This is a genomic window from Phytobacter massiliensis JC163 (genome assembly GCF_000321045.1).
Taxonomy (GTDB): domain Bacteria; phylum Pseudomonadota; class Gammaproteobacteria; order Enterobacterales; family Enterobacteriaceae; genus Phytobacter_A; species Phytobacter_A massiliensis.
Genome location: NZ_HE578947.1, coordinates 126,484 through 138,987 on the forward strand (window position 1 = coordinate 126,484; position 12,504 = coordinate 138,987).

Here is a 12,504-nt window from a genome sequence, read left to right on the forward strand (position 1 = left end):
AGAGTAGCCCGGATAAGCGAAGCGCATCCGGGAGGGCTGGATGCGCTGGGAGAGTAGCCCGGATAAGCGAAGCGCATCCGGGAGGGCTGATTAGTGATGTAGCGACTCGGCTGGGGTTTCTTCCGCCTTCTGTGCTACCGGCACATTGCCGAAGCGTCTGGCATACAGGGCGGTGATGATCGGCACCAGAATCGCCGTCACTATTACGCTTGCCGCGACCAGCGCCGTGGCGGAGGCCGCCACCGGCTCAAACGCCGGGTTAATCTGCGCGATAATCACCGGGTTTGCCACCGCAGCGCCCGCTGCGGAAGAGGCGGCCACACCCGCCGTACCGTTACCGCCGCCAATCAGTTTATCAGCCAGAATCAGCGGAATACCGGTGATGATGATAACCGCAACGCCCAGCACGATGCCCAGCAGGCCGGTGTCGAGGATCACTCTCAGGTTAATGGTGTTACCCAGCGCGAAGCCGAAGAACGGAATCAGCACCGGCGTCGCTTTGCTAAAGAAGGCGCGCAGATCGTGGTCGAGGTTGCCCAGCGCGAAACCGATCAGGAACGGCAGTACGGCGCCAATAAAGTGGTGTGGTTCAAAAGAGGCCAGGCCTGCGGAACCGAGGATCACCATGGTCATCAGCGGGCCAGATTCCAGCGACATCAGCACAAACGCGCCGGACTCTTCTTTCGTACCGTACTGGTTCATCAGGCTGGCATAAAGACCGCCGTTCGTCATATCCATCGCCGAGACGATAGCCAGCACCGAGAGGCCCGCAAAGAAACCTGCCTGAATACCCGTTTCCGGGATAAAGGCGGCGGCGATCATCGCCACAATCCAGGCAACGGCGATTTTCGTGATGACCAGCGTGCCTGATTTACGCAAAACTGTACCGGTTGCGCGTAAATCAATAGAAGCGCCGATACAGAAGAACCATACAGCCAAAATCGGAACTGTGCCGCTAATCATCCCTTTAGTGAATGAACCGAAATAGGCTCCGGTATCAGGCGCCAGCGTATTTAAAACTGCCCCTAACAGTAGCGGAATCAGCATCATCCCGCCGGGGATGCGTTCAATGGTGGCCTTGATTTTCATTATGAATCCTCACGTCTCATCATATGGAATGATTGACTAAATCAAAAATAAACATGGGTTATTCAAAGAGTTAAACCTTCCTGGTTTCCATTCATCTTCTCCCCTGCTGTCAGCGCGGCTGACAGTCTGCGGGCGCGGCTGGCGCTCTCCTTACTGTGTGACTGCTGGGAATATGATGCGATCATCGGAATAATGATTCAATGAAAATAAAACAGTGTTTTAGTTATCTTCATCACATATTTCATGTAAAGATTTTTCAAGCCGTTATAAATAAAAAAAGTGTGAATTACTTGTAAATAGAAATGGCGGAAATATACCTTGCAGGATAATAGTCACGCCCGTAATAAATGCCCTGGCGGCAGTTGCGTTTTCTTTTTAGTCTCTATTTTTTGACCGGCATTTCCCGTTAAGTAAAACGCAGTTTTAAGAAAGAACTTATCTGAAATTTAAAAATGCGTTAGCTGTCACAGTGAGGCTTTTTTTGTGAAGTTGATCACCTTTTTAAACCCTGTTAGGGTAAAGAGCGGTGAAATATAGCCCGTGCCAGGCGTCAACAGGTTCGGTTGTACAGGCTGTAACCAGCTGGTGTAAGTAAACCTGCTACGCTTGGAAAACAAGCCTTAAGTATTGGCTTAAAACGCACAATTATATTGTGGATAGCCGTTGTGCGGTTCAGGGCGCAAGTCTAAAGAGGACATCATGTTAAAAAGGAAAAAAGTAAAACCTATTACGTTGCGCGATGTCACCATTATCGACGACGGCAAATTACGTAAAGCCATTACCGCCGCGTCGCTCGGCAACGCGATGGAATGGTTTGATTTTGGGGTATATGGTTTTGTGGCTTACGCGCTCGGTAAAGTCTTTTTCCCGGACGCCAATCCCAGCGTACAGATGGTTGCCGCGCTGGCGACTTTCTCGGTTCCCTTTCTTATCCGTCCGCTTGGCGGCCTTTTCTTTGGCATGCTCGGGGATAAATACGGGCGACAGAAGATTCTCTCCATCACCATTGTGATTATGTCCGTCAGTACATTCTGTATTGGCCTGATCCCGTCGTATGCCTCTATTGGCATCTGGGCGCCGATTCTGCTGTTGCTGTGTAAAATGGCGCAGGGTTTCTCGGTCGGCGGCGAATATACCGGCGCGTCTATTTTCGTTGCCGAATACTCCCCGGACCGGCGACGCGGCTTCTTAGGCAGCTGGCTGGACTTCGGCTCTATCGCCGGGTTCGTGTTGGGCGCGGGTATCGTGGTGCTTATCTCTACCGTGGTCGGCGAGGTGAACTTCCTCGACTGGGGCTGGCGTCTCCCGTTCTTCCTGGCCCTGCCGCTGGGGATTATCGGCCTTTACCTGCGCCACGCGCTGGAGGAGACCCCGGCGTTTCAGCAGCATGTGGATAAGCTGGAGCAGGGTGACCGTGAAGGGTTACAGGATGGCCCGAAAGTCTCCTTCAAAGAGATTGCGACCAAACACTGGCGCAGCCTGCTGGTCTGTATTGGGATGGTTATCGCCACCAACGTGACCTACTACATGCTGCTCACCTACATGCCGAGTTATCTGTCCCATAACCTCAACTACTCCGAAGACCACGGCGTGTTAATTATCATCGCCATCATGGTGGGTATGCTGTTTGTCCAGCCGGTGATGGGGCTGCTAAGCGACCGTTTTGGCCGTCGTCCGTTTATCCTGTTTGGCAGCGTGGCGCTGTTTGTGCTGGCTATCCCCGCGTTTGTATTGATCAACAGTAATGTGACGGGGCTTATCTTTGCCGGTCTGCTGATGCTGGCGGTGATCCTCAACTGCTTTATCGGCGTGATGGCCTCCACCCTGCCGGCAATGTTCCCGACGCACATCCGTTACAGTGCGCTGGCGAGCGCGTTCAATATTTCCGTGCTGATTGCCGGTCTGACCCCGACGCTGGCTGCCTGGCTGGTGGAGAGTACGCAAAACCTGATGATGCCGGCTTATTATCTGATGGTGGTTGCGGTGGTGGGCCTGTTGACCGGTATTACCATGAAGGAGACGGCAAACCGTCCGCTGAAAGGGGCGACGCCTGCCGCGTCTGACCTGCAGGAAGCGAAAGAGATCCTGCGCGAGCATCACGACAATATTGAGCAGAAAATCGAAGAGATTGATGCCGAGATTGAAGAGTTGCAGAAGCGGCGCTCCCGCCTCGTCGATCAGCATCCCCGCATTAATGAGTAAGAGAGAATGCCCGGTTAATAACCGGGCATTTTTTTATCAGCAGCCTGCCGCAATATAGTCGCCGTTGGCGCTGACCGGAATGACCGTCAGAAACAGCACCAGCGCAAAGAAGATAAGCATCAGCCCACCGGCAATTTTCAGCGCAGGCACCAGCCAGGGCAGGTTACCCCCGCGTTCGCCAAACAGCGCCGCCGTGCTGTTACGGGCATAACGTACCGCCAGCGACAGCCCCATAATGGAGAGCGCCGTACCCAGCGCCATGGTCATCACCGCCGCCATTCCCCAGCTGACGATACCTAACGCGTTAGAAAAGAGCAGAATCATGATAGCGCCGCTGCAGGGGCGCGCGCCGATAGCCAGGATAACCCCCGCGCGCGTTTTCCAGTCTCCGTGCGCCCCGGCACCCACGCCGTGATGGCCGCAGCCGCAGTCGGGGCCGTGGTCGTTCGCCAGCGGCCTGAAGGTGAACGTAACCCTTCGTGGCCGTAACGACTGCATGCCGCGCAATATCAGCCAGCCGCCGAAACCGGCAATCAGCAGCGCGCTGGCTTTTTCGACATACCAGCGGCTCTCGCTGAGATCGCCCGCGGCCAGGTTAAACCCCACCGCCAGAATAAAGACAAACAGGATGGCGCTCACGCCCTGCATCAGGCTACCGAGGAAGGGAATAAGCCGTGCGGCGGTCTGGCTCTCTTTGTTGGTGCTCAGATAAGTCGTGACGATAAACTTGCCGTGCCCCGGCCCCACCGCGTGCAGGACGCCGTAAAAGAACGCGCCGATAAGCAGCCATAGCCCGCCGGTATACTGATGGTTATTCAGTTGCAACAGGTACATCACCAGATAACGGTGCAGGGTGATCTGGGTCGCCAGGCACCATGCCAGAAAGGCGCTCCAGTGGGCGTGCAGAATGAGTGCGGCGGCAAAGAATAAAACAACTAACGCTATCGCGCCGGAAAGCCGCCAGCGGCGGGCAAGAATTTGCGTCGTCATAGAGGGGCCGGGGTGGGGAAGACATGAGCGCAGTATAGGCGCTCGCTTCATCGCGTGCAGATAAAAAAAGGAGCCCGCAGGCTCCATTATCGTATCAGAATGTTTTGCGCAGCCGCAGGCTAAAAGTATGCGCCTGATAGCGCTCACCGGCCTGCAGATCGTAGCGGGCGTCGAGACTCAGATCCTGGTTATTAAACAGGGTGGTGCCGAGCGCAATTCCGGCCATGTCTTTCACTGGCGCGGCCCCTTTGGTGACAAACTGCGTCTCTCCAACGGTGTCCGCGCCGTAGACCGCCGTGCTGCTCATCTGGCGGTCATCGTACTGATGGATCCACGACACCTGAGCAAACGGCGTTACGTTGCCGAGGCGGGTGGCGACGGTCTTCTCCAGCCGGACGCCGATATCGCTGGTCACCGACTGCGCGTGCGAACTGCCAACGTTCAGCGCCATGCCGTTGCCGCCGGACTCTTTGTAGCTATCCACATGCTGATAGCCGTAAGTGAACGTCGCCATCGGCGTTAACACCACGTCTGCCGGTAAGGTGAACGGATAGCCGAACTCACTTTGCAGCGTAACCGACTGACCGTTGAACTTGCCGTGCGCCTTGCCGGAGAAACCGGTGAACTCCGCCTCACGCGTGGAGGTATAGTTCTGTCGGTTCAGCCCCGCCGAGAGGTTCATATACCACGGATTACCCGTATAGCCCGCATAACCAATGACGCCATAGTTATTGGCGGTAGAGCGGTTGCCGCTCAGGTTATCCTGCCCGCGCACCGAGGTGTTGCTGTAGTTGAGGGCCGCGCCTGCGCGCCAGTTATCGCCCAGTGCGCGATCCGCGCCAAGCAGCAGGCCGCCGAATTTCGCTTTGTAGCCGCTTACTTCTTCGCTGCTGTCCTGATGGGCAAAACCGCCGAACGGCTGGCCCCAGACGCTCCAGCTATCGTAAGCATCCCCGGTCGATACGCCGCTCATGCCCGCGGTTTGCGGATTGCGCGCCGTGTTGATGTGGTTGCTTACCACCGACATCGCCTGAGTGACCGCCTGCGTGCTGGCGGTAGCGGCGTTAATGTTCTGGCTGGCTGAAAGCCGCTCGCCCACGCGATTTGCCTCTGCTTTGCCATCGATCGCCAGTGAGGCGTTGTACAGCTCCAGCAGCTGCGGCGAAATGCCGGAGTAGTTGGCTAAGCCGCCCAGCGCTGCGCTGGCGTCCGGCTGGGTGGCCAGCGCGCGGACTGGCGGCTGTGCCGCAACGGGCTGTGCCGGAGCGGGCTGCGCTGCGACGGGCAAAGGCGCAACGGCTACCGCCGGCGCGGTGGCGACAGGGGGCGTGGCGACGGTCTCAACGGGCGCAGGCACGGCCGGCTCAACGATAACTGGCGTTGCTTCCTTCGGCGCTGGCGTTACGCGCTCAGGCGTTTGCGGCTCCGTAGCAGGGGCTGGGGCAGGCTCTGGCGCAGGTTGCGGAGCAGGTGCAGGCTCCGGCGCAGGCGTAGGTTCGGGAACGGGTTCCGGGGCTGGCGTCGGTTCGACGGCGACAGGCGCCTCTACCAGCGACAGGACCAGCGCGTTACGCGTGCCGTCATCATATTCCGCGCCTTTTACCGCGCCGTTGAAGCCAGCCGCGCTGTAGACCAGCTTATCGGCGTTATAGTGGGTATCGGCGCTGTTGGCGTTGATCACCACATAACGCTGACCCGGCGCGAAGGCATAGGTATTGCCGGTGCGGGCAAGGGAGATACGGGAGCCTTCATCAATAGTCGCCGCGCCGTTAACCGTCAGGCGTCCACATCCGGCATCGGCGCGCACGTCACCCGTCGCCGTCGCAGCGTCACTCACGCCTGCGATCAGCGCAGCGGCGGCGTTCTGGTGATAGTTGCCGTTGATAATCAGCGGGTTATTCACCTGTATCTGTGCGGCATCGTTAATAACATTACCGCCAGCGGTATAGAGGTGGTCGTTAAGTAACAGTGAACCACTGCTAAAGGTGACGCTGCCGCCATTGGTAAAGATATAGCCGCTGGTATCCTTATAACCGGTCAGCACGCCCTGCTTATCCTTACCGCCAGCGATCACGGTTGGAGAGACGCTGTAGTTATAAATATTCCCGGCAATTGTCCCGCTGTTATTAATATCCAGCGAATCATTATTGCCATTTTGGCTATAAAAATAGATGGCCTGCGGTCCTTTAATTAGCCCGCTATTTATGATCGTGCCAATGGCATCCCAGGACGGACTATCACTTAAAATAGCGAAATAATTACTGCTAATCGTACCGCTGTTAATTAGCGTGCCAATCGTACCGTAGTTACGCAGCGCCACGCTGCCGCCTACAATACCGCTGGTATAGCTGGAGTTAATGGTCCCGGTGTTGACCAGTGTGTCGATGGTGCCATCGTTAAAAATAGCCCCGTCAGAAGAGTAGCCATTATTGTTATTGGCAATCAAACCCGCGTTTTCAAGCTGGTTGATATAGCCGTTATTATACAGAGCAATAGCGCCGATTATGGAGCCATTCTCCTTATTTTTCAGGCTATTAATATAGCCATAGTTATAAATAGCATAGCCATAGTTATTACTGTTCGTATCGCCAATCAGCCCGCTATTGGTGATGCTTTCAGTCTGGCTGCCATAGTCAAGATAAAGCGCTCCGGTGGCGCTATTATTGGCAATGGTCCCGCTATTATCGAGCGAACCAAGCGTACCGGAACTGTAAACGGCGTAGCCGTTATTGGCGGAGATCGCTCCGGCATTTTGCAGTGAAGCCAGATAGCCCCCGCTGATATTCAGCGCGGCATAGCCGGTGCCGGTTAATGAACCCTGGGGCGTAATGGTTAACGTATTAAAGTCAGAATATATTTCACGACCGGTGCTAACAGCGCTATTAATTATTTCGCTGTCGGGCGCGGCGTAAGCGTATGTTGCCAGCAATCCTTGCGCAGAGGTGAATGCTACCAGCAAAGAACCATGCTGGCCGAGGCGTATTTTATTCATAATGTACCGTTGCGTTAATCAAGTCGTTCCTGGTGCAGGCAAAATGGAGTTCAGATTTATCTGATTTCTATCCAGTCACAGAATATACATTTGCTTGAAAAAAACACAATCCGTGCTACACCCTGTTTAAGTGTTGCTAAAGCCGCTAAACACGGGGTTTTTGACGTGATGTCATCTCCAAAGCGAGGGTAAAATGACCACTAAAAATGTTAACAAACGTGTCGCTTTGTTGATTGTTATAAGTTTTTTATTAGCAAGTTGTGCTGTAAATAGTCGCCGCTCAGAGATGGAAAAGCAGATCGCCTCATCTGGTATGACCAGTGAAAATTTACAAATCAACACACTTGTGCTACGCGCCTTAAGTAAAATTTTAGCGCCAGTAAATATTTTGCGGGTTTACATAGAGGGTGATGGCTTTGCATGGATCAACCGCACCACACCGTCAGCCGACCCGACGCCCCGTAACCCGGTAGCCCTGAAGCTGGCGATGGCCGACCCGGCAGCGAACGTGCTCTATCTGGCGCGCCCCTGTCAGTTTGCTGCCTCGCCGCTGCCCGCCGGATGTAACCTGCACTGGTGGACCGATCGGCGCTTTTCTTCTCAGGCGGTTGATGTCATGAATGACGCCCTGACGCAGTTTGTGCAGCGTCATCCCGGCGTTCAGCTGGAGCTGGTCGGCTATTCAGGCGGGGGGAATATCGCGGCGCTGCTGGCGGCCCGGCGCGGTGATGTGCGTTCGCTGCGCACGGTTGCGGGTAACCTGGACGTAGCCTATGTGAATGCGCTGCACCGGGTCTCACCCATGCCGCAGGCGCTCAGCGCAATTGACGTTGCGCCGCAGCTTGCCGCGCTGCCGCAGGTGCATTTCACGGGGGCGCAGGATACAACAGTGCCTGCGTCAGTAGCGAAGCGTTATCAGCAGGCGGCTGACAGTCGGTGCGTACAGGTCATTGAGGTGCCGGGAATGGATCACGGCTCAGACTGGGCGGCGCGCTGGCCTGCATTGCTGACGTCGCCGCCGGACTGTCACTGATTGATGCTGGTTTTGTAGTAGTTAGGCTGGTCGACCTCGCCCACTTCAACGATGATCCGCGTTTCGATACCGTTTTCGACGCTAAAGTAGTGCGCAGCCTGCGCCAGGATGATATTCGCCGTCTCTTTTTTTACCTCTTCGCTGCGCCCCGGCAGCATACGAAAATCGATCTGCAGAAAGGCTTTTTTAGCCTGTCCATCGCCGCTGACGTAGCGGGCTACCGGCGTAATAAAGGTTTTAAAGTTACCGACTTCGGTCTTAATCACCGGGGTGATAAGGGTGTGTAGCGCGGTTGCAAACGCTTCGAGCTGATCCTGAGCAGGAAGGTTGTCGGTGTAGGAGATATGAATATTAGGCATGAGGTTATTCCCTTAGAAAGAAGGAATTATATATACCGAAGGGAGGCGGGTGAGGCAAGGGCAGGAGAGCGAGTAGAAGAACCGCATCTGAAGCGGTTTTGCACAGCCTGGCTCCTGCACTATAGGGAGAGAAAAAATAGACGGCTAACCATTAGCAATGGAATTCCATTACGCGGTTTATCGCTGATTGTAGATTCTTATCGTCAAAAAGCTTTATTTTGCGGTTGGCCCAACGTTCTCCTGCAGGCCAATGGCGTAGCCCCTCTTTTACCGAGTTCAGGGTGGGCTGGCACTCGCCTCGAGTAAGTAACCAATCTACGGTTGCCAGCAATTCCAGGCCAAACGGAGACTCAAATCCGTCGATCAATTGACTGACCTGTTCAAGCGCTGGTAGCCATTGTTTGGCCTCGTTGTTTAGCCAGAGGTTGACATGTTCTTTTTCCAGATCGTTAAACCAGATGACGTCCAAAGGTTGGCTGTCCGGGATACGTTTTTCGGCCTTAAGATAGGTGCCATCAAGTGCATTAAGCAAATGGTTCAGATTAGGAGCGAACGGGCCATAATAATGAGCCTCAAACCGCAGCTTCAATACGTCTTCTTGTTGATGTTGCTCTATGGCCCTTTGTAAAAGCCATGCCAGTTTCTGTATTTCCAGCAGACTGCACTCCATACCGAGAACCCAGTAACGGCGCACCAGTTCAGCGATCATCGCTCTGGCGGGGGTGAGCTTTTTTACGCCAGTACTCTTGGCAACGTTGTGGTATTTTTCGGTAGGTTCGTAAACTACAACCTCAGTGTCATAAAGATCGCCCAGGGCTGATTCAATGCGTGCCCGAACGTCTGGCCAGCTCAGACCACCATTGCCTGCGCCAAGCGGGGGAATGGCAACAGACTGTACTTTTTCTTCGATCAAAAAGCGCCGCAAATCCTGTAAACCTTCTTCAATCCACTCCAGGCGGGAGTCAGCCCGCCAGTGTTGTTTGGTCGGAAAGTTAATAATCCAGCGTGGCCCCATAAGTTCGCCGGTCTCGGTAATGAACATTTTGCCAGTTATCACCTGCTTTTGTTTGCAGGCGAGGGCGTACGCTTTCATGTTCTCGGGGAAGCGCTCTTTGAACATCAGTGCAATACCTTTACCCATGACACCAACGGTATTAACTGTATTCACCAGTGCTTCTACGGGCGCGTCCAGTAAGTTGCCTTGTGTGAATGTGATCATGAGAAGTACCACCCGGCCCGTGCGTGGACAGGCATTGAAAGATTGCGTTGCGATAGCCAGTTATCTAATTGTATTTTGACATCGTTACTATAACAAATCATCCCATCTATCAGCGTTATTGGACAATGCTTCCAGATTAACGCTTCGGCTTGATAGCGCTCGAACTTTGCCAGATCGTCTTGATCGCGACGGAAATCACGCGCCTGCAGGATGGACCAGTCTATCTGGTTAAGACTGCCCAGGTCGGTATAATAATTAGCCAAATTATAATAGGCGTGGCTGTCAGTGAATGCGAAGGGAAGGTTTTGCGCCGCTACACTTCGCAAGCTGCTGACAATAAAAACAATTTCTTCATTAGGGCGTTGTTTAATGCCGCCGCGCCCGCTGTGGATATTCATCAGCATTGGCGAGAAGGGAGTGAAGTAAAATGGCACATAATCATGTAGTGTCCCGCCCGCTCCGACAGGTACAGGATGCCCGGCCCGCTTGCCGATAAGTTCTGGGTTGCCAATATTGATCCAGTTTGTTGCCTGTATAGCGCTGTTGCCGCAATGCAGTCCATTATCCAGTATCCACGGGATGTTGTCCCGGTGGACAATACGCCAGATGAGAGCCTTTTCCGGGTTAAGGCTGGAACTGTAATCGTAGGCCACGCTCAGGCTCCAGGGAACATATGTGGATTGTTGTTAACATGCATCGTGAACCCATACCTTTGTTTTAGCGTGTTAACAATATTTTCGGTCGCTGCATCAGGCACGTAAATGCTGAAAAAATCTCTGGCAGGTACAGTCTCTGGAGATAAGCATTCTGCCATGCATATGCGTCTACATTCGTCGTTATCGTACTCTCGAAGGTTCATGGTTATCCAGTCAATGGCGTTCATGCCTGTTTCATAATCGAGCAACGTGGTAACTACGCCAGATAGAGGATGCCTGGGTATAATTCGCCAGTTATTGGCCTGGGCATGGCTGCGACGAACTGCAATCAAAACGAATTTTTTATCAGGATTGTCGAGATGAACTCTACCATCAAACGGGTTTCTGGCAAAAAAATGGAAAGGGACATACTCTTCCAGCTTTAAATCGTGGCGGGAAGCTATGATTTTAGGATCGGCAACATCAGAAAAACCATGCAAAAGACTACGCGATTTTAGCCCCCCAGAAAAAATGCCATTCAGATTGTTAATGTCCGTTAAATGATAAAGAAAATGCTGTGTGCGGATATCAGCCATGGCTACAGTTTCCTTCTGTGAGTCGAATTAATTCCGTTAACAATTACCGCATCATCACCTGATTAAGGCTGACGGGTCTTGACCTGGCGTGTTGTTTAAAGGGATATATTTTTCTGACCAGGCCAATAAGCAGAGGGACTGTAGCGATTTCTTTTTGAATGAGGGGTGTTACATGAAAGTACAGCGTAAAAAGTTTCGCAGGGGTGAGCCGCTTGCGGCGAATAATCGAACGTAGTTCGATGGAGAGTCCGGTTCTCCAAAAGCAAAAACCCGCCTTTTGGGCGGGTTCTTTAGAATAGTGGTGCCCGGACTCGGAATCGAACCAAGGACACGGGGATTTTCAATCCCCTGCTCTACCGACTGAGCTATCCGGGCAACGGGGCGCATTAAACCGTAATCAGGCATAGTCGTCAACCTAATTTCCGGAAAAACTGTTCAACTGATTAAGATTGCGGCAATCTGTAAGTTTGCGCGTAGGGTTTGCACAAATCTTCCAGACAAACCGACTTAACCAGGCAATGCTGACAGCGAGAGGAGGAGAGCATGGTAAATGACTGGCTTGAGCTGCGACAGCATTCCGATACCGGTATCGAGACCATTAAGGCACATTTTGAAGGCCATGCCTTCGATCCCCACTGGCACGACAGCTATCTGGTAGGGATTACCCTTGCCGGTACGCAGCAGTTTCACTGTCGGCGCGAGCGTCACCACAGTCAGCCAGGGGATGCCTTTTTACTGGAGCCGGGGGAAATTCACGATGGTGATGCGCCGGTGGCGGGGGGCTTTACCTACCTGACCTTTTATCTGGACGAGAAGTGGCTGACCGGCACGCTACATGGCCTTTATGACGCCACTCCGGACAGCTATTCCCTGCATTTTCAGCAGACGCTAACGCGCGAACCGCAGCTGGTGCGGGCGATTGGCGAGACGTTCGGCGCGCTTCACAGCGAGGAAATGCGCATTGTGCAGCAAAGCAGCATGGATAATCTGCTGACGCAGCTGACCGCCCATTGCCAGTGGCGTAAGCGCCTGCCATCACAAATCCAGAGCTCCGCTATTGCCCACCGCGCGCGGGACTATCTGTACGCGCATATGGAAGAAAACGTCGGGCTTTCCGATCTGGCGCGCGAGACGGGTACTGACCGCTTTACCCTGACCCGCGCGTTCAAACGCGAGTTTCATATGGCGCCGCACGCCTGGCTTATTCAACTGCGGCTGGCAAAAGCGCGCCAGCTGCTGGCCGCCGGGGAACAGCCGGTCCAGGTTGCCTCCCTGTTAGGATTCGCCGATCAGAGCCACCTGGGGCGCTGGTTCCAGCGGGCTTACCGAATCACACCCGCCCACTATCGGCGGTTGTGCACAAACCTTCCAGACGCTGGCAGGAAATAA

10 protein-coding genes and 1 tRNA gene are annotated in these 12,504 nt (G+C 54.0%); 3 read left to right on the forward strand and 8 right to left on the reverse strand.

The genetic code is table 11. The annotated features are described in order from the left end of the window. Positions 1-90: 90 nt before the first annotated feature. A complete protein-coding gene (kdgT, locus tag ENTHG_RS14705; protein WP_044181127.1) occupies positions 91-1,089 on the reverse strand; it encodes a 2-keto-3-deoxygluconate transporter in 999 nt (332 codons plus the stop codon). Positions 1,090-1,788: 699 nt separating this feature from the next. Between kdgT and proP the strand changes: the two genes are divergently transcribed. Beyond that, a complete protein-coding gene (gene proP / locus ENTHG_RS14710; RefSeq protein WP_044181130.1) occupies positions 1,789-3,291 on the forward strand; it encodes a glycine betaine/L-proline transporter ProP in 1,503 nt (500 codons plus the stop codon). Between the two features lie 36 nt (positions 3,292-3,327). Here the strand turns inward: proP and ENTHG_RS14715 are convergent, their stop codons facing one another. Together ENTHG_RS14715 and ENTHG_RS14720 are read right to left on the reverse strand one after the other, a co-directional pair. Then, positions 3,328-4,281: a nickel/cobalt transporter gene (locus ENTHG_RS14715; protein WP_044181133.1), complete on the reverse strand. Its 954-nt coding sequence runs from the start codon at positions 4,279-4,281 to the stop codon at positions 3,328-3,330. A gap of 94 nt (positions 4,282-4,375) precedes the next feature. Next, entirely contained in the window at positions 4,376-7,273 is a 2,898-nt protein-coding gene (locus ENTHG_RS14720; protein WP_044181136.1) for an autotransporter family protein, read from the reverse strand. A 388-nt stretch (positions 7,274-7,661) separates the two neighbouring features. Between ENTHG_RS14720 and ENTHG_RS14725 the strand changes: the two genes are divergently transcribed. Continuing rightward, the gene (locus ENTHG_RS14725) at positions 7,662-8,306 is read left to right on the forward strand and encodes an alpha/beta fold hydrolase family protein (protein ID WP_106403305.1); all 645 of its coding nucleotides are present in this window, start codon (positions 7,662-7,664) and stop codon (positions 8,304-8,306) included. Here ENTHG_RS14725 and ENTHG_RS14730 read toward each other — a convergent pair. From ENTHG_RS14730 to ENTHG_RS14750, 5 genes are all read right to left on the reverse strand, one after another. After that, positions 8,300-8,665 (reverse strand): 5-carboxymethyl-2-hydroxymuconate Delta-isomerase, encoded by a 366-nt coding sequence (locus tag ENTHG_RS14730; RefSeq protein WP_044181142.1) that lies wholly within the window; start codon positions 8,663-8,665, stop codon positions 8,300-8,302. The genes ENTHG_RS14725 and ENTHG_RS14730 overlap by 7 nt on opposite strands. Positions 8,666-8,816: 151 nt before the next feature. Further along, on the reverse strand, positions 8,817-9,884 hold the full coding sequence (gene darG, locus ENTHG_RS14735; protein WP_044181146.1) for a type II toxin-antitoxin system antitoxin DNA ADP-ribosyl glycohydrolase DarG: 1,068 nt from the start codon (positions 9,882-9,884) through the stop codon (positions 8,817-8,819). Then, positions 9,881-10,537 (reverse strand): type II toxin-antitoxin system toxin DNA ADP-ribosyl transferase DarT, encoded by a 657-nt coding sequence (gene darT / locus ENTHG_RS14740; RefSeq protein WP_044181149.1) that lies wholly within the window; start codon positions 10,535-10,537, stop codon positions 9,881-9,883. The genes darG and darT overlap by 4 nt, the downstream gene beginning before the upstream one ends. Positions 10,538-10,539: 2 nt before the next feature. Continuing rightward, positions 10,540-11,115, reverse strand: coding sequence for a DarT ssDNA thymidine ADP-ribosyltransferase family protein (locus ENTHG_RS14745; RefSeq protein WP_044181152.1), 576 nt, complete (start codon positions 11,113-11,115; stop codon positions 10,540-10,542). 299 nt (positions 11,116-11,414) lie between these two features. Then, a tRNA-Phe gene (locus tag ENTHG_RS14750) sits at positions 11,415-11,490 on the reverse strand. 168 nt (positions 11,491-11,658) lie between these two features. On the opposite strand from ENTHG_RS14750, the gene ENTHG_RS14755 reads away from it, so the two are divergent. Beyond that, a complete protein-coding gene (locus tag ENTHG_RS14755; protein ID WP_044181155.1) occupies positions 11,659-12,504 on the forward strand; it encodes an AraC family transcriptional regulator in 846 nt (281 codons plus the stop codon).

Coding starts and splice junctions, on each gene's coding strand:
- kdgT (WP_044181127.1), bottom strand. CDS start 1,089: ATGAAAATCAAGGCCACCATTGAACGCATCCCCGGCGGGATGATGCTG.
- proP (WP_044181130.1), top strand. CDS start 1,789: ATGTTAAAAAGGAAAAAAGTAAAACCTATTACGTTGCGCGATGTCACC.
- ENTHG_RS14715 (WP_044181133.1), bottom strand. CDS start 4,281: ATGACGACGCAAATTCTTGCCCGCCGCTGGCGGCTTTCCGGCGCGATA.
- ENTHG_RS14720 (WP_044181136.1), bottom strand. CDS start 7,273: ATGAATAAAATACGCCTCGGCCAGCATGGTTCTTTGCTGGTAGCATTC.
- ENTHG_RS14730 (WP_044181142.1), bottom strand. CDS start 8,665: ATGCCTAATATTCATATCTCCTACACCGACAACCTTCCTGCTCAGGAT.
- darG (WP_044181146.1), bottom strand. CDS start 9,884: ATGATCACATTCACACAAGGCAACTTACTGGACGCGCCCGTAGAAGCA.
- ENTHG_RS14745 (WP_044181152.1), bottom strand. CDS start 11,115: ATGGCTGATATCCGCACACAGCATTTTCTTTATCATTTAACGGACATT.
- ENTHG_RS14755 (WP_044181155.1), top strand. CDS start 11,659: ATGGTAAATGACTGGCTTGAGCTGCGACAGCATTCCGATACCGGTATC.